This is a genomic window from Cohnella soli (genome assembly GCF_042655525.1).
Classification (GTDB): Bacteria; Bacillota; Bacilli; order Paenibacillales; family Paenibacillaceae; genus Cohnella; species Cohnella soli.
The window spans coordinates 313,365-335,682 of record NZ_JBHSMI010000029.1; the positions used below are offsets into that span (position 1 = coordinate 313,365).

Here is a 22,318-nt window from a genome sequence, read left to right on the forward strand (position 1 = left end):
TAAACGTCGGTGTTTTTGTTCTACGACGGCACAATTGACTAACAAAAGTCCGATATGCAGGCTCCTGAGCAGTTGATAGGGTGATCCCGTAACGCTATTCTCTCCCGCAGGGGCTTTCGCTTGTTTGTGAATTGTGCCGTCGTAGTTTTTTTATCATAGCGCAAGAATGGACTAACAAAACATATAAAAGATGATTCAGAATCATTTATTACAAAATAAATCACATCATATGATGTGATTTTTTGTGATTTCTTTCTGCGGTTCTGATGTTTTCGGCTTCCTGAATTTTCGCCCAAACGCAGATATTATGGCGGTAAAAATAATTCCTGGCTCCGTATATACAACTGCCGTTGTTCGATTAATGAGTAACATCGTCGAAATTCCGCAATAGACGCTGTTCCAGTCCTCTTTCATCTCTTTTCAGTTCCTGCATGATCGGTATACTCATATCGGTATTAGGGTTGTATTTAAGGCCCCAGTGCATAATGGCAAATACCGCGGGAAACAGATCAAGGGTTTTCTGTGTTGGACGGTACATGGTCTGTGCGCGGTTTGTATCGCCTTCTATTCTGACGAGCATGCCTGCTTCAACGAGTGCTTGAAGCCTCGCGCTCAAAATATTAGTTGAGATACGCTCACGCGAAGCAAGAAACTCGCGATAATATCTCTTGTTGTGAATGAGGACGTCACGCAGGATGATCAAACTCCAAGGATCGCCCCAGATATCTAGCGCATATACAATTGGACAAACCGAAGATGTTCGCTTTTTCATGACTTGATTATACAATCCATACTTGCATTTCACAAGTTCGTAATTGCAAATTGCAAGTACATAAATTATACTTGTTGTACATTACATTCAGACTAATTATCCGTGTGCCAGTACTAAACCCAAACCGAAAGGAAGTTCACAAATGAATGGTAATCATTTCAGCGTTGTGGAAGCAGGTCCTTTTAACAATCTATTGAGTACGTCGAAGGATCCGATCCCAGGAAAATACTTTCTGAAGGACAAGCTTGGACTAACCGGCATGGAAGTTTCACTGAACCAACTGCCGGAGGGAGGCTCTATTCCGTTCTATCACACTCATCGCGAGAATGAGGAATTATATCTTTTCACTGGAGGCCAAGGGCAATTTCAGGTGGATGGACAGATTTTCGATGTAAAGGAAGGAACGGTTATTCGTGTTTCTCCTGAAGGTGAGCGCACGCTTCGCAATAACGGTACCGGAGATTTGTTTTTCATCATCGTTCAAGTCCAGGCAGGCAGTCTCAAACAATGGGTAATGACGGATGGCGTTATACTTGATAAACCGGTGACTTGGCAGGAATAGGGTCTCGCGACGCCGAAGAAACGGCTGCCCGCTTAATGGTGCAGCCGTTTCTCTTTCCAGTCGCTAACCCGCAAATTATTCAGAGCGGTAAAGCTGGCCGCATGCCGCGTTAATGTCCGATCCGAATTGAGTTCGGACTGTGATGCCGATCCCTTTTGACTTCAAGATTCGAACAAACGCTTTAATCCGATCAAGGTCAGATTGCCGATAGCTGTCTGGCGTAACTTCGGTCGAATTAAACGGAATCAAGTTAACGTGGTAGAGATGATCCACAGGTCCCCTTCCCCTTAACAACTCGGCAACCGCTTCCGCATGTTCTGTTGTGTCATTAACTCCACGAAGAAGAATATACGCAATATATACCTTTCTCCCCGTAAGCCGGATGTGTTGATCCAACGCCTTTAGCACGTCACGGATCGGGAATCGGTCGTTGATCGGCATCAGTTCACTTCGCTGATCGTCGAACGGCGAATGCAGCGAGAAAGTTAGATTGACCTGCGGAAATTCACGTGTTAGCTTGTCGATCCCCGGCAACAGGCCAATGGTCGAAATCGTAATTCGTCGATGTCCTAAACCAAAGAGATGCGGGTCGGTCAATATCGTCATTGCATCAAAAATATACGGGTTAGCGAGCGCCTCCCCCATGCCCATGAATGAGACGCTGTCCAAGGCGTGGCCGTTCAAGCGAAAGTACAGCAATTGGTCCGTTATTTCGTCGGCGGTCAGATTTCGTTTCAGGCCGATCGTACCGGTGGCGCAAAACTTGCACCCGAATCCGCAGCCGCACTGCGTGGAAATACAATACGATTTCCACCCTCGCTCATAGGTAAGACGTACAGCCTCCACTCGTTCGCCACCCTCAATGGCAAACAGCACCTTGCTGACCTGTTTCGATGTGAGTTCCTTTACCGGAACGATGCTGCAGACGTTCGGACCAAGCAGCCGGCTCAACTCGTCGCGCAAAGATTTGGGAAGTATGGTCATCCGTTCGTATTCGCCGACGTTTTGCTTGAAAATCGCGTCCATCATCTGAGCATACCGATACTCTGGCTGCTTCAATTCGGACAACATTCGCCGAATGGTTTCATATTTTGAGGTTATTCTCATGTCTTCTCCTTACCGCCGGAGAAGTTTACAGTCGGATCGCTACGTGCACCTGTCGATGGATTGGTAAACCTCCGGCAACCGATTTGTTATTATGTGAACCGCTTCGCCTAACAGAAACCGGTTCACGTAATCATCTACTACCTCAATCGTCATCGTTTTCACCCTTTCAAGAATGATTAGTCCTTCAATTCCACAATCTTTGTCGCGATATGCTTGCAAAACTCGCTGTCATGCTCCACAAATAGAATGGTCGGAGAATGCTCCAGAAGCAGCTCTTCGATTTGCATCCGGGAAATGACGTCGACAAAATTGAGCGGTTCGTCCCAAACATGCAAATGAACCCGCTCGCAAAGGCTTTTCGCGATCAGCACCTTCTTCTTCTGACCACCGCTATAAGAAGCGATGTCCTTTTCGAATTGCAAGCGCGAAAAATCGAGTTTCCGTAAAATCGCTTTGAACAAGCTTTCGTCAATCCCGCTGCTTTTGGCGAATTCAGACAAATTGCCCCGCAAGTGCGATGTGTCCTGCGAAACGTATGATATTTTCAACTGGCTTCCTCTTCGAAGCGTCCCGGCAAATGGAATTTCCTCGCCGTAAATCAATTTGAGCAAGCTGGATTTGCCTGAGCCGTTCGGACCGGAGAGCGCAATGCGGTCCCCTTGCTCGATAGTAAAGCCAACATCGCGGCAAACCTCTTTCTCGCCGTAATGAATCGAAACGCGGTCGAGCTCGACTAATTGTTGTTTGTGATATACCAATTGGGATATTTTCAGGCTTTCCGAGCTTTCGACGTTGTTAAGCAAATGGGATCTTTCCTCGATCGCGGATTGTTGCCTTTGCTCGATCGACTTGGACCTCTTCATCATTTTGGCGGCTTTGTGACCGATGTACCCTTTATCGACCTTGGAACCGGAGTTGCGGGTGCCGTTTTTTGTTTTTTCCACTTCGTGCGACCAATTACTCGTCCGCTTGGCCGCATCGGATAGCCGCTTGATGTCCTTTCTCAGCTTGTCGTTCTCGGCCATCTCAAAGTTATCCTGTCGTTGTTTGTTCTCACACCAGTCGGAAAAGTTTCCTTTCTGAATTTCGATTTTCGTCTTGTTGATCGAAAGAACGTGGTCCACGCAGTTGTCGAGAAACGCCCGGTCGTGCGACACCAATATAAACCCGCTCTTGCCCTTCAAGTAATCGCTGACCAGCTTCCGAGCATGCAGATCCAGATGGTTCGTCGGCTCGTCAATGAGCAAGAAACTGTTTTCCTTCAAAAACAAAGCCGCCAGCAGCACTTTCGTTTGTTCTCCGTTGGACAACGATTCGAACGGTCTGTACAACACGTCTTCCGACACCTTCAGCAGCGAAAGTTCGCGTTGAAGCCGCCAGTACTCATAATCCGAATAAATGTCGGCGACGATGTCGACGGTGTTGTTCTCTTTGTGTTCAACGTGGAATGGGAAATACTCGCAGCTGACGTTGGACGAAATCGTTCCGCTGTATTCGTACTTCCCGAGCAGCAGATTGAGGAACGTGGTCTTGCCCCGGCCATTTCTCCCCGTAAAGCCCAATTTCCAGTCGGTATCGATTTGAAAGCTTACATTCTCAAAGATGTTATCGTAACTGCCGTCATAAGCAAACCTTAGGTTCGATACCTTGATCAATGACATGTGTGGTCAGTCTCCTTTTTTTCAAAATAAAAAGAGCTACAAGAAAGTTACCTTTCTTGTAGCTCAAAAAAACACGGCATATCCAACCTAGTGAAGGGTATGGTACGGGTATATTTTCTGAGTGAAAAGAATAAGGTAACTTTCTTGCCATGAAAAATAAAACAAACTCTGTTTTATTCTTCAAAAAGCGGCAAGAAATATTACATTATCCTCTTCAACTCCAATCGTTAAGTGTATGCACGATCTTAACATACCCGCTTCGACAATTCAACATCCATCGGACTAATTCGGGACATCATGTCCCGGAATCGCGCATTTATTTGTACTAAATCCCGGGATGAAGTCATCTTAAGCCTCGGGCATTGTTGCATCGGAAACACCCGCATAGTAATCTAGAAGAAGACGGTTTCACGCTTTATCTGGAAGGAGCGAATTCGTTGAGGCTTGCAATGATCATTCGAATCCTATTGATCCCGGGGATACTAGCCATTTCCTTGACAGCGGCGCTCCCGCTTTCGCACGAAGCAGTTGCAAGCTCGCCCCTTGCCGCGAATGGGGACAGGCAAGCGCTCGTCGATCGCTACGAACATATGAAACCGAAACAATGGGGAGACAAAATCGCCGGTGTCATGACCCACCTCGATACAAAAGACAAAGTCATCGCCCTGACCTTCGACGCTTGCGGAGGCCCCCATGGAAACGGCTACGATAAAAAACTGATCGACTTTCTCGTTCAAGAACATATTCCCGCTACCTTGTTCGTGAATGCGCGGTGGATCGACGCTAACCCAAAGACATTTATGGATCTGGCGCAAAATCCTTTGTTCGAAATCGAGAATCACGGATACGAGCATCGTCCGCTTTCGGTCACTGGCAAAGCCGCCTATGGCATCCGCGGAACGAAAGATGCTTCCCAAGTTGTCGACGAAATCAGTCTAAACGAGAATAAAATTGCGAAATTGACCGGTCGCAAACCGCTGTTCTTCCGCTCCGGAACGGCCTATTACGATGATATAGCCGTGCGCATCGTACACGATCTCGGTTTAAAAGCCGTGAATTACAACATACTTGGTGACGCCGGCGCAACTTATAATAAAAAACAAGTTTATAAGGCGTTGATGAAAGCGAAAAGCGGTTCAATCGTTCTCTGCCATATGAACCATCCGGAAAAAGAAACGGCGGAAGGCGTCATCAAAGCGATACCCGACTTGGAGAAAGCCGGGTTCCGATTCGTCCTTCTATCCGATTATCCACTATTGGCCAATTGACTGGCTAACCTAATATTTACAGGCTTAGTCCGGCTTAGTCCGTCCAAACTAAAACCCACACCAAAATGGCGTGGGTTTTAGTTTGACCTTAGAAGAATAACGTGGATTTATTCATTGGAGAACTTCTTCAAAATGAACTCATGGATAAACGGTTCAATCCCAGGCTGATCTTCATGGATCCATTGTTCATGAAAGACCTGGTGCTTTACCGCTTGATAGAAATCGAGCAAGGCTTGTTTTAATGTCATATTGTGCAACATGAGGAGCTTGGGATCCAGCAATTCTCTTAATACGACGTCCAGTTGGATAAGCAGGATTCTGGAATTCAGCCGACGAAAAACGCCGAGCTCCATGCCGCTGTCAAAATAGGAAATCAGCTTTTTCCGGCAACGCTCCACCCCTTCAGCAAGCTGGGCCGCTAATTCCGGATAAGCGTTGTTTAGATCGTCAAGAAAGGCATCGCTTAAATAATAAGCCAGCTTTATCGCTATTTTAAAAGTCGTGTTGAATGTTTCGCCGTAAAGCAACAATTCCTTATGCGTAGGTTCCGATTGTGCCGTTAATTTGGGAGGCGCTTCCTCCAGCACCAGTTGATCGATATAGTCAATGGCCTGGAGAACCAATGCCTCAATGATTTCATCTTTAGAAGAAAAATATTTATACATTGTTGCTTTGCTTATATCCATACATTTAGCGGCATCATCCATTTTCAACGAATTGAAGCCTTGCTTTTGAACATAAGGGAATATTTTAAAAATATGTTTTAGTTTGATTGTTTGCTTCTTGGCTTCTGCTTCGTCGAACTCTTCGCAATCCACCATACTCCCTCGCCTCCTGCCTTTATAAACGAGTATAACGCAAATGACATTCATTTCACACTGTTTTTACGAATTAAACTTTTTTAGTGTTTTTTGTTTACTTTGTATGGATGCTATGCTAAATTACTCTTATCAAATTCGATACAAAATATGGAGGAGACCATCAATGACTACGAATTCCGAGTCACTTAGCTCCGAACAACCTTTGTCCATGCGATCGTTATTAGCTCCGTTGGTCGCATTAATTATCGGCATGTTCATGGTTATTCTGGACACGACGGCCGTCAATGTCGCCATTCCCGTGCTCGCCAAAGACTTCAACAGCACGTTAAACGTCATTCAATGGACGGTTACCGGATATGCGCTTGCACAAGCGGCGGTTATCCCGCTTTCCGGCTGGATGTCGGACCGTTTTGGCGCTAAACGCATATTTATTATTTCCATCATTTTGTTCACGCTTGGGTCGATCTTATGCGCACTTGCCGGCTCCGCCGAGCAGCTTATCTTTTACCGGGTTTTACAAGGCCTTGGCGGAGGCATGGTGATGCCGATTGCCTTCTCGATGACATATCGCATCAGCCCTCCCGATAAAGTCGGCCGCATCATGGGCATGATGGGCATTCCCGTTCTGCTTGCACCGGCTCTCGGTCCGATTGTTTCCGGTTATTTGATCGACTACGTCAATTGGCAGTGGATATTCCTTATTAATGTTCCGATTGGCATCATTGCAGTATTCATGTGTATTTCGGCGCTTCCGAATTTGGCGAAGAAAGCTTCGGCTCCGCTCGATTTGCTCGGCATGGCGCTCGCGCCTCTTGCCTTCGGCGGCCTTTCTTACGGCATTAGCGAGGGAAGCACAAGCTGGCATTCCGCGAATACGATCATCGGTCTTTCTGTTGGCGCAGTCGCGTTAATCTTGTTTGTTATTGTCGAGCTGACCCGCAAAAATGAACCTTTACTTGAATTGAGAGTATTCCGTTCTTCCCAATTCACGCGAGGAATCCTCCTGCAATGGGCTTTGCAGTTCACGATGTTCGGAATTGTATTTGCCGTACCTTATTTCATGCAACAATTAATGGGAATGAGCGCTCTCGAAGCCGGCTTATGGACATTGCCGCATGCGATTGCAGCGGGCATCGCAATGCCGATCGGCGGCCGTTTGTACGACCGAATCGGCGCAAGGCCTCTCGTCATGACCGGATTAGTGTTTGCGGGAATCGGGGCTTATCTTCTCTCCTTCATCGACCCGGGCAACAGTCCTTGGATGTTCCTCGTTCCTCGTGCCTTGATCGGTTTAGGGATGGGCCTGTCGTTCCTCGCCTTGAACACCCATCTGATTCAAAACGCGCCAAGAGAACTTGTCGGTCGAGTTACATCTCTGACTAGCGCGGCACAGCAGGTTGTGACTTCTTTCGCCGTCGCCGGACTTACGACTTTCATTGTGAGCCGTACCGGCCATTATGTAAGCCAAGGTAAAACAGCAATGCCTAACGCCATGACGCACGCTTATCATAATGCTTATGTTTTGCTTGCGGTGCTTGCGGCAGTCAGCGTGCTTTTGGCGGCAACGCTTAAACGCAACGTTGCCGCTCGTACAGAAGCTCCTGCTATGGTTGCCGAACTATCTTGATTACCTAGATGGAAGGATCACACAGTCCGAGAAATCGATTTATTAACCCGGATGCTACAAGAGCCCGCGGAATCGTTGATGATTCCGCGGGCTCCCTGTTTTGGCATGAAGAAGTTCCACTCTCCCCTTCGTCGGCATACTGTGAATTTTCCCCACCGTCACACCAGTTCCATTAGTACAAGCAATGTAACATGATTTGCATCCAAACTTCCACCGAAGCGCTCTCCGCTTGAAAATCTAACGGTTGGCACAGCCGTTAATCAGTCAAAAACAGAGCATTGATTTTCTAACGGTTGTGAGCGTCGTTATTTGGTGCACATCTCCTCGTATCGCATCAAAACAATGAAAAAGCCGCAACTACAACCGTTAGAGTCACAAATGACCAAAAATCCGCGATTTAACGGCGATGGCAACCGTTAGAATCCGCGGAATACCCAATGTATGATAAAATAATCAATAAAGCTTTATTTTCAGTCGAGAAGAGGGAGTCCCCACATTAATGGCCGTAACGATTTTAACTGTAGACGACGATAATGACTTCCAGAGAATGCTGCATATGTTTTTATCGGCAGAGGGCTTCCATGTGCTGCAGGCCTTTAACGGCGAACAATGCTTGTCCTTGTTGGAAAGCAATCATCCGGATCTTATTCTTCTGGATATTCAAATGCCGGACACGGACGGTATCACATTATGCCGCAGCATAAGAAGCTTGTTTCAGCGTCCGATCTTATTTCTAACGGGAAATAGCCAGCAACAAGACAAGCTGAATTCGCTCCAGTCCGGGGGCGACGATTATATCACGAAGCCGTTCGATCATTTGGAATTGATTGCAAGAGTGAAAGCCCATCTACGCTGGGGGATGCTGCTTACTTCGCCGCAACCATCCAGCAAGCTCTCTTTTCCTGGACTTGAAATCGACCTGGAGCGGCTAAACGTCACAGCAAACGGGCAAGCCGTCACTTTACTGGCCAAGGAACTGCATCTTCTGCTTACTCTGGCGCAAAATCAGCAGCGGGTGTATCACCCAAGACAGCTTTATGAATTAATTTGGAACGATTTATCCGGCTACTCGTCTGAACTCATTAAAGTACATATTTACAAGCTGCGCAAAAAGATCGAAGCCGATCCGATGAATCCCAAATACATCCACACGGTGAGGGGTTTCGGCTACAAATTCGATCCGAACTTGTAGCTTTGGTTAACCTTTTATTGAATAATCGGCAATGTAAAATAAAATTGACTGCCTTGCTCACGCGCGCTGTCTACCCCAATTTGTCCACCATGCCGCTCAACGATTTCCTTGGCAATTGCGAGGCCTAATCCTCTGCCCTGAGCTTCACCTTCCCGATAATGTCGAACGAATATATACTTGAGCTGTTCCTCGCCTATGCCAGTACCGGTGTCCCCCACAGTTACTTTGACGGACTGCTCACATAGCAATGCTTGAAGCGTGATCGTGCCTCCTGCGGGGGTAAATTTACATGCATTGTTGACTAAATTAACGATCACCCTTTTAATCAAATGAGGGTCCATGCGCACATCTGCATCGGCAAGAGCAGACGAAATAACGAGCTCGCAGTTATGCCCGGAGTATCGAATATCCGCCTCCATTTCCTTAAATATATCTTCGATCCAATCCCCGAACATGACCATCTCCAAAGTACGGGGGCTCTTCACACCTTCGAATTGGCTTAAAGCGAATAAGTCATCGATAAATCGGTTAACATCATGCACCTTATTGTGCACCTTGTCCAACAGCAAGACCTGCTGCTCCGGGCTTTCTGCAATCTTGATCTTAAGCGCCTGAATACCGCCTTGAACAATCGACAGCGGCGAACGAATATCATGGGCGATGTTTTGAAGCAAGTTCGTTCGCGACACTTCCGCTACGACAAGCTCCTCGTTTGCCCGCTGCAAGCTCACCGTTTGCTCTGCGACCTTCTTCTCCAACGTGGCGTTCCACTCCGATAAAGTATGCACCAGCTTGTTTTGGGCAAGCTCCTCATTTTTGCGCATTTGAGCCATAAGACCAAACAGGATAAACGCCATGAAAATGGATTCGACGATCACACCGAGCTGCGGGGCAAAGCGGGTAAACAAATTGTCGGGAAACAGACCGTATAAAAGCAATGCTTTAGGCGCAACAGTCATGATGACTTGCGGTATTCTAATGAGAGCTACCACCTGCGCGATACGGTTCCCTTTCCACGCGCATTCAATGACGCAAGCCATGGCCAAAACTAAAGTCACATACTTGAACCAAAATACAAATTGCGCCATGCCGAATGGATAAAAAAAGATAATGCCTAAGCAAACAATCGGACAAAGTGTGATCATCAACTGGCATAGGAGCTCGGTCATAAGTGCTTTTTTCGCGGGAAGCAACAATCTGTATAGGAACAAAACGCCGAACCAACGCCCCAACGTATAAGAAAGATCATAAACGGCAGAAGGCCTCTCCCAGAAAAATGTAGCGGTCGTTTGTCCTGTCCAATGATCCGTTCCAAATATCGGCAGAGAAAGTCCGTTCCAGATGAACAACCCTACGGCGAAGCTGAGAAGGCTAAGAGGGTAGTATACATAGGCAACATTGCGAACGTGCCAGTATAGCGCCAGCAAGAAAATGACAATGATAAGGACCGCTCCGAAATATAGACCATGCATCAGCAATTGCCCATACACATTGCCGTATACGGCAGACGGCTCTGTCAGTCTAAGCGGAAGAAGCATTGAACCGGATGCTTCGCAGCGAATATAGAACGTGGAAGTCTGTCCCTGTGGAAGGTTCAGCTTATAAGTTGGATAATGGCGATTGATCGGAACCGCTTCGCCGGATGCATACACTTTCATACTATCGACAAGAGAATTGTACAGGCTCAGCTCCCACTTGGCGTTGGAAGATTCGTTTCGGACGGTCACCCGCACCCAATAAGCTGACGATTTATACCCGAAGGAGGATTTCCCCTCAGCTGGTTGAAATTTCTCCTGCACATCTGGCGATTGGATGTCCTTAAGCGACCATTGCCGACTTGGATCTTCCAGAACGTCCATGTGTGCGTTAATCGAGTAATTGAGCTTGCCATCGACCAATGTAAGGCCAGAACCCCCGCTCGTCCCCTCTGCATTTGCAGCAGGAGCGACACAGAAAACACTAAATAAATAGATGAGCAGGAAACCGTATATGCTCCGCATGACAACCACCCTGGTCAATATCGATCATCGAATTTCCATTCGCCGTTCACTTCACGAATTCTCGATAGACATAATTCTTCATTGGACCTACTTTCCCCTTTAATTTGGCATACACTAAAACCCTTCCAGCGAATAAGGCGTTCGACCCGCAACAGATAAAAGCACCCCAAGCCGCAGAAAATCTACGTTTGGCGGTGCTTCCGCGACTTACTTGAGGTTAAAAATTCCTTTCCCGGTTTCCATGTTAATCGGCAATGATGAGTGTTCATGTGTGATGAGCCAGGAGTCATTTTGTTTTCTTAAACCAAATGTAAATCTGTTTGTCATTTGACGAAGCTTCTCTCCGGATTTGTTATAAGCCGCAAACCTAACCGTACAACGAACGAAAGCAAGATTTGAATTTTCCTCGACGACTAAATCATCATAATCAACTTTAAGCAATACATCTTCCTTCGTTAAACTATCAAACCACTCGTGCACGTTTTCACTCCATTGCGTGAAACCGGTACACTCCCAATTTTGCCAACAGTCATAAATATGGATATCCGATGCATAAGCAGATACAAATCTATCAACGTCTTTCTCGTTGACGGAAGATTTGTAGTTCTCTAAAACATCCAGAACATTATTAAAGCGGACACTCATCATATTCATCTCCTTATCTGTAAAATAGTCTATAACATTATAGACGAAGCTACGATAATAAAATCATCGGTTGACATAGATACTTTGGATAAGCAAGGTTGTCACCAATAGAAAACCGACCTGATAGTAGCGGGTAGATTTATTAAGCTGCCCGATATCACACTAGATCGATACTCTGCACAGAACCAATATACTCATAATTGTATATTTTGCCCGAGACCCCTGATGGTATTGCTCGGAATTTACCTTTGTCCACAAGTCCTTGGCAGTACTTAATTGCCGTCTGCTTGTGGATCTCAAGTTCTTCTGCAGCTCTCGACGGGCTGATGATACGATGATTTCGAATCGCCAATCGCATCAACTCTCGTTCGATTTTTAGGTATTTGCGCCAACTCGTCCCATCCCCTCCTCCTGTCGCTGCAAGATACTGAGCTAGAATACTTCGAACCATAGCAAGCACGAACGTTGGATTTTCTTTCATTTCATCAAGGGATATGGTGATTACGTGACAATCTTGCGATTGTAGATACAACCCTCTATTCAAATCCAATCGATACTTCGAACGATCCGTGCCATGCGATCCATAATCCATGATTTCGATGACGAATCGCAAGCTACCTAAGATCCACATAAAGTCCACGAAATACGGCCGTCCCCGCCAGTCTGTAACTTCATATTCCGGATGTAGTCCAGCAAAATGCCCCATAAGGTTCCACCATATTTGTTCTGCAAAAAAGCGATTACCGAATCCATGCCCTCTTTTCAGAGCATCTTTTCGTTCTCCGTGGCGTTTCGACAAATGTGCCTTGATCCACTTCTCATGCTCGATCACAAAACTCAAGCTACATCACCTTTCCATTCATAAAATAAGCCCCGAGTTCCCGTAATGAAAGAGGGAAATCGGGGCGTGCTTCGCCGCATTAATATTGCAATATATTGCATAAGTCGATCCTAACGGATTCGCTCCACATGATGCAACTGTTTTTTTGCAATCTTCTGCGATTGTGACTGCCTCGAGCCGAGTTTGTACGATTTTTCATACAAAGACATCCGAAGGACTATTCAGCACACTGCTTTGTACGATATTTCATACAAAACCTCTACGACGGACTATTCAGCACACTGCTTTGTACGATATTTCATACAAAACCTCTACGACGGACTATTCAGCAAACTGCTTTGTATGATATTTCATACAAATCTTTCAAAATCTAACCGTTTGTAGAATGTGCATACTCCATCGCTCGAAATATCCACATTATGGAAATTCTCCAACTCGTGTAAGACGGATTTCCAGTTCATTACTCACAATCGGCTGAAAATTGGAAGCGGGCACCGGATCATTAGTATGTAGTAGGGAAGCAAGCCATGGTCTGCCTCCTTATTTCATACTAATTACAATAACCCCGGCTACGATTATTCCGGCCCCGATCCAGCGATTGGGAGGTATGATTTCCCCAAAGATCAGCCAAGCGATCAGCAGGCCGAGTACGTAGGCCATGCTTTGCATAGGATAAGCCATGCTTAAAGGCATCCGCGACAATACCGCAAGCCATAATACCGTGGCCACAGCGTACATCCCCGCCCCCGCCATGATCCAAGGAGAGGCAAGCACTTGAAGGGCGTTGCTTATATGCAGTCCTCCGGAGCGATCCAATCCGATCTTCCACAGCGTTTGACCCGTAAGCAGAAGAAGAATGTTTAGCGATAACATTAGAATAGGCGCCATCATCGTTACATCTCCTATTCTTCGAGGTTTTGCAAACTCTTATCCATAGGAGATTTCGATTGAATCGGACGATTGATCTGACTCTCAAGAAGCGCCAATGATTGAGTTAGCTTAATGACATGACTGGTTAAATGAGAAACGGCAAGGGACAAATGAAGCAGCAGGAACAAGACAGCCACGAAGGCGAGAAGATATAGTAGCGACGGTGCATAAGACACATGAAGCATCGCAGAGAATCTGTCCAGCAAACTCGGGAATAATGAAAGCCCCATCATGAAAACGCCAAGCACTAGCCACAATATCGCATACTGTTCTCGTAACCTGCGGCTGCGGATCAGATGGAGCACCATAAAAGTAAAACCTAAGCCAATTACGAAACTAACGAAGTATATATTAGGATTCATAGCTTAAATTCAGCGCCTTTTTCTTTCGACTTTTGGCTATCAGTACCGCCAAAATGACTTTTACCATGTAATATAAAGATTGAAACGACGAGATGCTTGAAGTTCCGGTTTGACGTTCCTTCATCACGACCGGAATTTCGGTGAACGAATATCCGGAGTTATCCAGCAGCACAAGCGCTTCAACCTCCGGATAGTCCGTCGGGTACTCTTGCGAGAACAACTCGACCGCTCTTCGTCCGCATATTCTGTAACCGGAGGTCGGATCGGTGACTCTTTTCCCAAGCAGTCCAGATAATAGCTTCGCGAGCAACTCTATTCCTATCTTACGGGCAAAGGTAGATTGAAACCCCCTACGTTCCAGAAACCGTGAGCCAACGACCATATCAGCTCCCGTATCCCGCAAGGCTTTTAACATAAAATTAAAATCAGCCGGATCATGTTGACCGTCTCCATCGATCTGGGCGGCATATTGATACCCGAACTTGGCAGCATACTGGTATCCGGTTTGCATCGCGCCTCCTATTCCCAGGTTCGCCGGCAAATGGACGGTTAATGCACCTGCGGACTCCGCAAGCATGCCGGTATTGTCGCTCGAACCGTCATTAATGACAATGACGTCCGCCTCGGGCAACGTTTCCCGTATTGCTGAGATCACTTTCACGATTCCTTCAGCTTCATTATAGGCCGGTACGATAATCAATATTTTCCCTCTATCGACTTGTCTAACGATACTCATGGCGCTGTCCTCCCGATTAAATGCTGCCACTTAAAGCGGCGACCTATCCATCCGAGCATGTGAGCAACAAGCAAACTATCCATCACAATAAGCAGCGGCATCGTTATGACGTTGTAACGGTATTCCGGGACGAACGCAAGTCGCATCACCGTTATAGTCAATACCAATACGACTAGCAGCGCAGCCGGTTTACGCCAATTGCGCAACAGAACAACCGACGATACGATGGATAGCATAACAATCGCCAAGTGCAAATACGACTTGAAAGGAATGACGGAATAGTATGGTTTATGGCCGCTTCCGCCAAACATTTTCCCGTAAATATACTGCAGCTTACCGATCGTATACCATTTTAAGTAGGTACCTGTATGCTCCGTAAAACCGATCCGCAGTCGTTCCTTAGCGACTTCCATTTGAGTTTTACCCGCACGGTCGACCAAACCGTCGTCGTAGTTTTTATTCGGATAGGTTCCCGCCGCGAATGGATTCACTTGGGTAGAGGTAATGATCGGTTCGTGCAACGTAACGAGATTACGAATCAACCATGGCGAGAGCACAATGCCGGTCCCGATGCCGGCGATCAGCATCAGCTTCATCGTCATCTTGGCTTTGCGGTGCCAGAACAAATGGAGGGCAAAGCTTGCGGGCAGAACGACCAAAAATTCCGGACGAGTCAGAACAGTGAGTCCAATCATGATTCCGGCTGACAACGTCAGCTTCCAATTGTTCTTTTCGAATGCCAAGAGCTGCAAGTAAACGTAGGTCATAAACAATAAGGTCGCGAGCGATTCGGTCAATACCGCCCCATTTGTCCAGATAAAGGGAGGATACACCGCAGCTACGGCGGCTGCCGAAAGTGCCGCTATATCCCCTCCGAGCTTTTTCGCTATACGGTAGATCAACCAAAGCGTCACGAGGCTGAAGATGGCCTGCATGTAGCGAATAAGGGTCATCGGATCCTTGTTGATTAAATCAGCAACCAGATAGGAAGCAGCCATAAATAAAGGAAATCCCGGAGAAACTTGGGCATTTGGCTCCTCGCTTTTATAACCGTATACCCCCTTTTCCAACAACTGCCGCACCATAATGTCGTAATTGACCGTATCATGAGAATTGTTATGAACGGCCGAAGACAAAAAATCGAATCTTAAATAAGCTGAAACAACAAAAATCAATATTAAGGTTATTCCCGCGCCCGTCCACTTTCGCTGCATGACGAATCTCACCTCTCTGTTCGAACTTCAGTCCCGTTGAATTTCCGGGTGACGGCGTTCCGGCGGCTTCCGCCATGCTCCGGGAGACGCCCAAACAACATCCAGGCAGCCGGAAGGAATTTGGCCGAGAACGCGACGGCAGCTAAAGAGCCCGATAACATGACGATCCAACTGCCCAAATACTTCATGTGCGACATCCAAGATATGCCGTAATCCGGCATGAACCGGTCGTAAATATACAGGAACAATAAATGAATTAAGTAAATGCCAAACGAGTATTGACCTATCGGCTGCAATAGTCTGGATAGCGAAGTCGGAAAGCGGCGATAGATGAAAAATGCCGCTTGAACGATCACCAGCGCTGCCGTTATCGAATGAAAGTTCCACAGAAACTCGTACAGCATGGAGTTATAACGAACGCCATTAGCTCGAGCTTGATAATAAATCGAGACGTGAGCCAGAGCGATGGTCAGCCACGTTGCCCACAAAAGCCCCCAACCCAATACGCGGCTAAGGCTTGCGTTTGCTTTAGAAACGACGATCCAATTTTTGATTTTCGGATAATAAATCCCCAGCGCCGCCCCAAGGAAAAAGAACGAAAAGTAAGACAGCGACCAGCTTCCTTTGTTCGTGACTTGCCAATAATACTTATTTAACAAAACGAAGCTCCATTGAACGATAAAGCCGATCGGAATGAGAAAATGCACCATTCGCGCCCAACGCTTCGTTGCCCATAACAGAACAGGAAACAACACGTAAAACTGAATGCTAATGAAGACAAAGTACAGGTGTGCGTAAGCTTTTCCGGTGATCAGCTTTTTCCAGAAGGTAGCCAAGGCATCCGCATCAAACAAAACCTCATTCGCGCTGTAACGCACCATGACGAAGTAAATCACCGAGAAAAGGGCATAGGGCACGAGAATGTAGAGCAATCTTTTTTTGTAAAAGGAACTAATCAGTTTGCCATCCAGCGGCCTACAATAATAGCTGTAAAATAGGACAAAACTGCTTAGAAAAATAAACGTCGGGGTTCCGACTTTGGCAAAAATGTTTAAAAAATTGTAGAACCAGTAGTAGCCGGAGTGTTGCATTGCAATCGTGGCTGATGCGCTGGCATGCACGGTCAACACGCATAAAATGGCTAGAGCTCGCACGAGCTGAAGCTCCGGAATACGATCTTGGTCACGATTAGCTTTCATATTCATAGCCTCAAACCTTCCTCTAATGGGTGTAAAGTAAGCTTATTATAGAAGGAGGTTCTTACCGATTTCAGTATCAACAACTTAAGATTCGTTTAAGTATTGTTTAAGGAATTAATAAAACAAAAACACCTTCAAAATTGTCGTCCACATCTTACGATGTCGAGACATGCTCTTGAAAGTGTTTTGATTTTGAATCACTTTTATGGGGTTATTTTCCGGAGGGGGTATCTATCAGCCTTTGACCGCCCCCGCCGACAATCCCTTCACGAAGAAACGCTGGAAGCTCAAGAACAAGAGCAGAATGGGCAGCATTGTGATCGTGATGCCCCCGAACAGCAGACTTAAGTCCCCCATTCCGCGTCCGGCGAAAAATTTGTAAAGGCTGATGCTGATCGTTGGGTAATCCACGGCATTGAGGATTACCAGCGGCAACTGCAAATCGTTCCACACATAAATGAATTGCAAAATGATCAGCGATGCCGTCACTGGTTTGACTAGCGGGAAGATGATGCGGAAGAACGTATGCGCCGGCGAACTGCCGTCGATATAAGCCGACTCTTCCAGATCGAACGGCAAGCTGCGCATGAAACCGCTGAACATGAAGATGCAGAAAGGCGACAACACGGCGACATACATCAGCGAGATACCCATAATGGTATTTTGCAAGGATAGGCTTTTCAAGAGAAATACGATCGGAATGAGTACCGACTGCACCGGGATCAGGATGGCCGATGCGTACACCCAATACAGTGTATTGAAGATCGGGTGTCGGATGCGTGCCACGGCGTAAGCAGCCATCGCGGACAAGCAGATGGCAAAAAGAAGCGCGATGCCGCCGATCGAAAACGTGATGCCGTATGCCTTGAGCGTATTCAGCTTCTCAAAAGCTCTTGCGATATTGCCGAAGCCGACAGAGAATTCGGGTAGCGCAAGGGGCGCGGTGACAATTTGTTTGTGACTCTTGAACGCATTGATCATGATCAAATACAAGGGAATCGACACGATCACCCCGAGTAAACAGGCAAACAGCTCGAAGACGGCCTTTTTCAAGATTTTCACCTAAGACACCCCCTGTTCATATTTACGGGACATCGCGATGAAAAATAGCGTCACGACCAGTGCGACAATTGTCAGGACGAACGACGACGCCAAGCCGTACGACAATTCGCTTGAAGCGAACGCGTAGCGATAGATCCGGATGGCCATTGTCTCGCTTGAATTGGCCGGACCGCCGCCCGTCAGCGCAAACGGCAAGTCGAATATACGTATGCCGTTGGCGAGGCCGATCAGCACGTTCACGGTAATTCCCGGCGCAATCATGGGCAAGGTGATCGAGAAGAACTTCCTGACCTTGGTGGCGCCGTCGATGCTGGCCGCTTCCTTGAGTTCGGCGGGAACGCCCTGCAAAGCGGCAAGATAAATGATCATAACCGGCCCGATCCCTTGCCACACGGTAATGAAAATAAGGGAGTACACGACATAGTCGGGTGAATCGATCCAAGGAATATTGACGTTGGCGCCGCTCAGTTTTGTCAGCAAACCATTCAGCAACCCGGTATTCGCATCGAAAATATACCGCCAAACAAACGCTGCAACGACAACCGGGATGATGTTCGGAATGTAGAATAAGGCGCGTAAAATGTTTTTGGTTTTAAGCGCTTGATCCAGCATCATCGCCAGCAGCAACCCGATGGCGTTGGCCAGGAAAGCTGTGGAAATCCCGATCATGAGCGTTCGGGTCAGCGACTCGGTGAACACCTTGTCCTGAAAAATATCCCGGTAATTTTGGAATCCGATGAACCGGTAGGCCCCGATCCCCTTCCAATCCGTTAAGCTGTAATAGAAGGACTGGACGATCGGGAAAATCAGAAAGATCGCGATGACGGCTGTGATAGGGATAACGAACGCAACACCTGTAATAAACATTTTTCTTTGCATAGGGAAGCCCCCTATTCATTCGGATACATTGCTGGCTCTTAGTCGCATATGTGAATACGTCTTACCCGTTATTTCGCTTTCGTCTTGTTATATTCCGAAATAAACTTGTCGATCGCTTTGTCGAGATCGCCTTTGAACGTATATTCTTGCGCCGCGTTGCCGAGTGCAATCCAAGTCGCGCCAGGGATTGGACCTGTATTGGCGAACGAGATCACCCGATCTGTCTGCAACCAATTCGGCACGTCGCTATACGCTTCGTCGGGCTTGCCCACTCCCGGCATGGCCGAGAGCGAACCTGCGGCCTCATTTAATTTTCCGTAAATCTCCTTGCTGAAGAGCCAATTCAAGAATACTTTCGCTTCCTCAACATGCTGACTCTTGGCATTGATGGCGAAACCGTCTTCCGGCACGAATACATAAGCGTTCTTCTCGTCCGTTTCATAAGGCAGATTGATAAAACCGAAATCGAGGTCCGTGTTAAGCTCGTGTAACGTTTTCGCTTCCCATGTGCCCCCCAGCAGCATAGCGGCATCTCCATTGGCGAACGATTGCTGCGCGATCGCGTATTCGTTCGTAAAGCTGCCCGTGCGCACGAATTCGTTCAGATCTTTGAACCGCTTGAATCCTTCCTCCAGAATGGCACGATTGTCCGGCAGGCTCCAATCAACGCTGTTGGACAGATAGGCTTGCTTGAACGCGTCGTTTTTCACTGCATGCGCGCCGAACGTCCAATGGAACACATTGCCGATCCCGGTCTCCCATTTCGAGGAGTATACGAGCAGGTCCTTGCCTTTTTCCTTCAATTTCTTACCGGCATCCATCAGTTGATCCCATGTTTGGGGCGGCTCGTTATAGCCGACGTCTTTCAGCATCGCTTTGTTGTAGTTTAAGCCGAGCACGCCGAGGCCGTTAGTGAAGATCGCCTGCTTGTCCTTCAAGGAAGTCGCTTTACGGATGGATTCGGAGAAGTTCTGACTTGCCTCCAGTTTGCTCAGATCGTAGATATATCCTGCCTTATCGGCCATGGTGGTGGTGTCGTGGCCGATATTCAGTTGGTAGATGTCCGGCAATTCGCCGGTGGCAATGCGTGTGCGCAACGTATCGAACAGGCTGCCGTCGGGAAGGGTTTCCACCTTGATTTTAATATTTTGATGACTACTCTCGAACTCCTCAATCAACTTATCTTGGATGTGATTGAACACCGATTCCGCTAACATCATGGACACTTCCGCTTTATCGTTCCCGCTGCTTGTCGTTCCGCCGTCTTTACCGCCTCCCGAACAAGCGGCCAGCAAGCTTGAGAGCATAACTACGGTAACGCCAGCACTCGTCAACTTCTTCAACCTCATGGTTGCATTATTCATGTTTACATTCCCCCTGTTTGTCATGTCATTCTGTGTCCAGTTATAATTTGATAATTTGATCCGCATACGAGCCGCTTTTGCGGAATTCCGGCATATCCATCGTCCGGCCGCCATTCATGACGGACAGCTCGGACAGAAGCGCTACTGCCGTCCATTCACAGGCGTCGTAAACATCGATGGCAGGTTTCTCCAAACCTTTAACGGCATTTACGAAATCCTCAACGACAAAGTAATCACTCCCCCAGTGTTTGGCATTTTTCTGCTCCTCCGTTGCGTTCTTGTAGCGATCAGGCAAGTATTCATGAAAATCGCTTAACGGGCGCCACTTCCTGTCATACTCGGAATCGCCCCCCATCCATTCCAGCCATAACTGATGCTGACCGCCTTCGACGCCGCTCCTCGCTTCGAAGCATCCTTTCGTGCCTTGCAAGCTGTAGTTAATGCCGAGAGGCCGCTTCGATATGCAATCGACGCGAATCTTGATCAGCTTGCCGCTTTCCATCTGGCAGACCGTAATCGTCGTGTCTTCCTGACGAAAACGGGAATCCGTATGCCAGCCCGTACCAAAAGTAGAAACGGATTTAATCCGGTCGCCTTCGAACCATTTCATGACCGGTCCGAGACTATGCGTCGGATAGAAATTCCCGCGCTTGCCCAATTGCCAATACTTACGCCAGGTTGGCGCCGATTTTTTCGCGGCGTTCTCGCGGTTAAATTGGTACGCCAAGCTGCGGACATCGTGAATGTACTCTCCCTCGCCAAAGTAAACTTCACCGAAGACACCCTGCTTAACCATATTCGTAATGATCTGATTCTCAGGGATATAACAATAGTTTTCCGCCATCATATACACTTTTTTGGACGACTCAACAGCTTCCTTCAACCACCATAGTTCGTCCATCGTGACTCCCGCCGTAACTTCGCACAACACATGCTTGCCCGCATTCAGAGCCGCGATTGTTTGCGGTACGTGCAGATGCATAGGGGTAGAGATGACGACGGCATCGATGTCCGACTCTAGTATATCCTCGAAAATCCGATACGTACGGGGTATGCCGTGTTCGCGCGCTGCCTCCTGAACGTAATCTCCGTCCAAATCGCAAAGCGCTACGACTTCCGTATCGGGATTGCTCTGAAAGCCCAGAAGCGTGCTAAGTCCCCTTGCCCCGACAATTCCCACTTTAATGGTCATATCAATCTCCCTGTTCAATCAGTTTAATAATTGGAAGCGCCTTCAATAATGGCCAGCCAACGCGATCATGTACTTCCCACGGTGTTTAGACAAGCCGGACTTCTAAGCCCTTTTCCTTGATGGCTTCGATCTCATCCTTGTTTGCGTTATGATTTGAGATCAGACAATCCATTTTATCGACCGTCTCGATGCGGGCGAAGTTGGCCCGGCCGATCTTTGAATAGTCGGCAACCAAAATTGTTTTGTCGACGAGCGCAATCATTCTCCGGTACAGCTCCGCTTCCAGGTGATGATAGGTCGTCACCCCAAATTCAGAGCTGACGCCGTCCGACGACAAAATAAGCTTGTCCGCCTTGTACCGATTTAACTGGGCAATAGCATCGTCACCTGTAGTGAATTGGTACCCCAAATTGATATTGCCGCCTAGTATGACGACTACATTAAGGTTTCGATGGAAACCGGCTTCATGGACTACGGGCAACGAATTCGTAATGATGATCAGGTTCTTGTGATTTTTCAGTTCTTGCATTACATATAGCGGGGTCGTACCGGAACCGATGATAACCGTATCGCCGTCCGAGATCATAGCGGCCGCTTCCACAGCGATTTTTCTCTTCTCCTCGCCGTTCACCGCTGATCGGTCATGAAACGTCATATTGTAGTAGCTTTTGTATGTGCTGATCGCTCCGCCATGTACGCGTTGCAATGCTCCCTGCTCTTCAAGAACGTCAAGGTCAATACGAATTGTCACTTCAGAGATGCCGAACAGCTTGCTTAAGTCGTTAACTTTCACTTTGCCTTCGCGATGCAGTAACTCCAGAATCCGATTTCTTCTTTTATCGATATCAAGATCTTTCACATCATGCTCATGCATGAACATTCCT

Annotated in this window: 21 protein-coding genes; 4 read left to right on the top strand and 17 right to left on the bottom strand. The window is 47.3% G+C overall.

The window, feature by feature from the left end:
* Window positions 1–358: 358 nt before the first annotated feature.
* Complete coding sequence (locus tag ACFPOF_RS21770) at window positions 359–772, bottom strand: winged helix-turn-helix transcriptional regulator (RefSeq protein ID WP_378136567.1); 414 nt, start codon at window positions 770–772, stop codon at window positions 359–361.
* A gap of 142 nt (window positions 773–914) precedes the next feature.
* Between ACFPOF_RS21770 and ACFPOF_RS21775 the strand changes: the two genes are divergently transcribed.
* Window positions 915–1,334: a cupin domain-containing protein gene (locus ACFPOF_RS21775; protein WP_378136569.1), complete on the top strand. Its 420-nt coding sequence runs from the start codon at window positions 915–917 to the stop codon at window positions 1,332–1,334.
* 75 nt (window positions 1,335–1,409) lie between these two features.
* Here the strand turns inward: ACFPOF_RS21775 and ACFPOF_RS21780 are convergent, their stop codons facing one another.
* Window positions 1,410–2,441, bottom strand: coding sequence for a Cfr family 23S rRNA (adenine(2503)-C(8))-methyltransferase (locus ACFPOF_RS21780; RefSeq protein ID WP_378136571.1), 1,032 nt, complete (start codon window positions 2,439–2,441; stop codon window positions 1,410–1,412).
* 176 nt (window positions 2,442–2,617) lie between these two features.
* On the bottom strand, window positions 2,618–4,102 hold the full coding sequence (locus ACFPOF_RS21785) for an Lsa family ABC-F type ribosomal protection protein (protein WP_378136573.1): 1,485 nt from the start codon (window positions 4,100–4,102) through the stop codon (window positions 2,618–2,620).
* A gap of 449 nt (window positions 4,103–4,551) precedes the next feature.
* Here ACFPOF_RS21785 and ACFPOF_RS21790 point away from each other — a divergent pair, with 449 nt between their 5' ends.
* Window positions 4,552–5,370 (top strand): polysaccharide deacetylase family protein, encoded by an 819-nt coding sequence (locus ACFPOF_RS21790; RefSeq protein ID WP_378136575.1) that lies wholly within the window; start codon window positions 4,552–4,554, stop codon window positions 5,368–5,370.
* Between the two features lie 107 nt (window positions 5,371–5,477).
* Here the strand turns inward: ACFPOF_RS21790 and ACFPOF_RS21795 are convergent, their stop codons facing one another.
* On the bottom strand, window positions 5,478–6,191 hold the full coding sequence (locus ACFPOF_RS21795) for a TetR/AcrR family transcriptional regulator (RefSeq protein ID WP_378136577.1): 714 nt from the start codon (window positions 6,189–6,191) through the stop codon (window positions 5,478–5,480).
* Window positions 6,192–6,354: 163 nt separating this feature from the next.
* Here ACFPOF_RS21795 and ACFPOF_RS21800 point away from each other — a divergent pair, with 163 nt between their 5' ends.
* Together ACFPOF_RS21800 and ACFPOF_RS21805 are read left to right on the top strand one after the other, a co-directional pair.
* The gene (locus ACFPOF_RS21800; RefSeq protein WP_378136579.1) at window positions 6,355–7,818 is read left to right on the top strand and encodes a DHA2 family efflux MFS transporter permease subunit; all 1,464 of its coding nucleotides are present in this window, start codon (window positions 6,355–6,357) and stop codon (window positions 7,816–7,818) included.
* Between the two features lie 499 nt (window positions 7,819–8,317).
* Window positions 8,318–9,010: a response regulator transcription factor gene (locus tag ACFPOF_RS21805; protein WP_378136581.1), complete on the top strand. Its 693-nt coding sequence runs from the start codon at window positions 8,318–8,320 to the stop codon at window positions 9,008–9,010.
* 14 nt (window positions 9,011–9,024) lie between these two features.
* Here the strand turns inward: ACFPOF_RS21805 and ACFPOF_RS21810 are convergent, their stop codons facing one another.
* The 13 genes from ACFPOF_RS21810 to ACFPOF_RS21870 form a co-directional block, all read right to left on the bottom strand.
* Window positions 9,025–11,010 carry a sensor histidine kinase gene (locus ACFPOF_RS21810; protein WP_378136583.1) on the bottom strand — a complete coding sequence of 662 codons (1,986 nt, stop codon included), beginning with the start codon at window positions 11,008–11,010 and terminating at the stop codon, window positions 9,025–9,027.
* 207 nt (window positions 11,011–11,217) lie between these two features.
* Complete coding sequence (locus ACFPOF_RS21815; RefSeq protein ID WP_378136585.1) at window positions 11,218–11,658, bottom strand: YybH family protein; 441 nt, start codon at window positions 11,656–11,658, stop codon at window positions 11,218–11,220.
* Between the two features lie 154 nt (window positions 11,659–11,812).
* Entirely contained in the window at window positions 11,813–12,487 is a 675-nt protein-coding gene (locus tag ACFPOF_RS21820; RefSeq protein WP_378137106.1) for a hypothetical protein, read from the bottom strand.
* Between the two features lie 549 nt (window positions 12,488–13,036).
* Entirely contained in the window at window positions 13,037–13,387 is a 351-nt protein-coding gene (locus ACFPOF_RS21825; RefSeq protein WP_378136587.1) for an EamA family transporter, read from the bottom strand.
* Between the two features lie 11 nt (window positions 13,388–13,398).
* Complete coding sequence (locus tag ACFPOF_RS21830) at window positions 13,399–13,788, bottom strand: DUF2304 domain-containing protein (RefSeq protein ID WP_378136589.1); 390 nt, start codon at window positions 13,786–13,788, stop codon at window positions 13,399–13,401.
* Window positions 13,778–14,524, bottom strand: coding sequence for a glycosyltransferase family 2 protein (locus tag ACFPOF_RS21835; protein ID WP_378136591.1), 747 nt, complete (start codon window positions 14,522–14,524; stop codon window positions 13,778–13,780). The genes ACFPOF_RS21830 and ACFPOF_RS21835 overlap by 11 nt, the downstream gene beginning before the upstream one ends.
* Window positions 14,521–15,738: an ArnT family glycosyltransferase gene (locus ACFPOF_RS21840; protein ID WP_378136593.1), complete on the bottom strand. Its 1,218-nt coding sequence runs from the start codon at window positions 15,736–15,738 to the stop codon at window positions 14,521–14,523. The genes ACFPOF_RS21835 and ACFPOF_RS21840 overlap by 4 nt, the downstream gene beginning before the upstream one ends.
* Before the next feature lie 8 nt (window positions 15,739–15,746).
* The gene (locus ACFPOF_RS21845) at window positions 15,747–16,937 is read right to left on the bottom strand and encodes an acyltransferase (protein ID WP_378136595.1); all 1,191 of its coding nucleotides are present in this window, start codon (window positions 16,935–16,937) and stop codon (window positions 15,747–15,749) included.
* 234 nt (window positions 16,938–17,171) lie between these two features.
* Window positions 17,172–17,999, bottom strand: a complete 828-nt coding sequence (locus ACFPOF_RS21850) for a carbohydrate ABC transporter permease (RefSeq protein WP_378136597.1) — start codon at window positions 17,997–17,999, stop codon at window positions 17,172–17,174.
* On the bottom strand, window positions 18,000–18,878 hold the full coding sequence (locus ACFPOF_RS21855) for a carbohydrate ABC transporter permease (protein WP_378136599.1): 879 nt from the start codon (window positions 18,876–18,878) through the stop codon (window positions 18,000–18,002).
* A 68-nt stretch (window positions 18,879–18,946) separates the two neighbouring features.
* Complete coding sequence (locus ACFPOF_RS21860) at window positions 18,947–20,242, bottom strand: ABC transporter substrate-binding protein (protein WP_378136601.1); 1,296 nt, start codon at window positions 20,240–20,242, stop codon at window positions 18,947–18,949.
* Window positions 20,243–20,282: 40 nt separating this feature from the next.
* Window positions 20,283–21,434 (bottom strand): Gfo/Idh/MocA family protein, encoded by a 1,152-nt coding sequence (locus ACFPOF_RS21865; RefSeq protein ID WP_378136603.1) that lies wholly within the window; start codon window positions 21,432–21,434, stop codon window positions 20,283–20,285.
* Between the two features lie 85 nt (window positions 21,435–21,519).
* The gene (locus ACFPOF_RS21870; protein ID WP_378136605.1) at window positions 21,520–22,308 is read right to left on the bottom strand and encodes a DeoR/GlpR family DNA-binding transcription regulator; all 789 of its coding nucleotides are present in this window, start codon (window positions 22,306–22,308) and stop codon (window positions 21,520–21,522) included.
* Window positions 22,309–22,318 lie beyond the last annotated feature (10 nt).

Excerpts from the sequence above, each read along its gene's own strand:
- ACFPOF_RS21865 (WP_378136603.1), bottom strand. The coding sequence starts at position 21,434 with ATGACCATTAAAGTGGGAATTGTCGGGGCAAGGGGACTTAGCACGCTT.
- ACFPOF_RS21795 (WP_378136577.1), bottom strand. The coding sequence starts at position 6,191 with ATGGTGGATTGCGAAGAGTTCGACGAAGCAGAAGCCAAGAAGCAAACA.
- ACFPOF_RS21835 (WP_378136591.1), bottom strand. The coding sequence starts at position 14,524 with ATGAGTATCGTTAGACAAGTCGATAGAGGGAAAATATTGATTATCGTA.
- ACFPOF_RS21785 (WP_378136573.1), bottom strand. The coding sequence starts at position 4,102 with ATGTCATTGATCAAGGTATCGAACCTAAGGTTTGCTTATGACGGCAGT.
- ACFPOF_RS21780 (WP_378136571.1), bottom strand. The coding sequence starts at position 2,441 with ATGAGAATAACCTCAAAATATGAAACCATTCGGCGAATGTTGTCCGAA.
- ACFPOF_RS21790 (WP_378136575.1), top strand. The coding sequence starts at position 4,552 with ATGATCATTCGAATCCTATTGATCCCGGGGATACTAGCCATTTCCTTG.
- ACFPOF_RS21770 (WP_378136567.1), bottom strand. The coding sequence starts at position 772 with ATGAAAAAGCGAACATCTTCGGTTTGTCCAATTGTATATGCGCTAGAT.
- ACFPOF_RS21775 (WP_378136569.1), top strand. The coding sequence starts at position 915 with ATGAATGGTAATCATTTCAGCGTTGTGGAAGCAGGTCCTTTTAACAAT.
- ACFPOF_RS21815 (WP_378136585.1), bottom strand. The coding sequence starts at position 11,658 with ATGATGAGTGTCCGCTTTAATAATGTTCTGGATGTTTTAGAGAACTAC.
- ACFPOF_RS21840 (WP_378136593.1), bottom strand. The coding sequence starts at position 15,738 with ATGCAGCGAAAGTGGACGGGCGCGGGAATAACCTTAATATTGATTTTT.
- ACFPOF_RS21810 (WP_378136583.1), bottom strand. The coding sequence starts at position 11,010 with ATGCGGAGCATATACGGTTTCCTGCTCATCTATTTATTTAGTGTTTTC.
- ACFPOF_RS21800 (WP_378136579.1), top strand. The coding sequence starts at position 6,355 with ATGACTACGAATTCCGAGTCACTTAGCTCCGAACAACCTTTGTCCATG.
- ACFPOF_RS21845 (WP_378136595.1), bottom strand. The coding sequence starts at position 16,937 with ATGAAAGCTAATCGTGACCAAGATCGTATTCCGGAGCTTCAGCTCGTG.
- ACFPOF_RS21870 (WP_378136605.1), bottom strand. The coding sequence starts at position 22,308 with ATGCATGAGCATGATGTGAAAGATCTTGATATCGATAAAAGAAGAAAT.
- ACFPOF_RS21805 (WP_378136581.1), top strand. The coding sequence starts at position 8,318 with ATGGCCGTAACGATTTTAACTGTAGACGACGATAATGACTTCCAGAGA.
- ACFPOF_RS21860 (WP_378136601.1), bottom strand. The coding sequence starts at position 20,242 with ATGAATAATGCAACCATGAGGTTGAAGAAGTTGACGAGTGCTGGCGTT.
- ACFPOF_RS21830 (WP_378136589.1), bottom strand. The coding sequence starts at position 13,788 with ATGAATCCTAATATATACTTCGTTAGTTTCGTAATTGGCTTAGGTTTT.
- ACFPOF_RS21825 (WP_378136587.1), bottom strand. The coding sequence starts at position 13,387 with ATGATGGCGCCTATTCTAATGTTATCGCTAAACATTCTTCTTCTGCTT.
- ACFPOF_RS21855 (WP_378136599.1), bottom strand. The coding sequence starts at position 18,878 with ATGCAAAGAAAAATGTTTATTACAGGTGTTGCGTTCGTTATCCCTATC.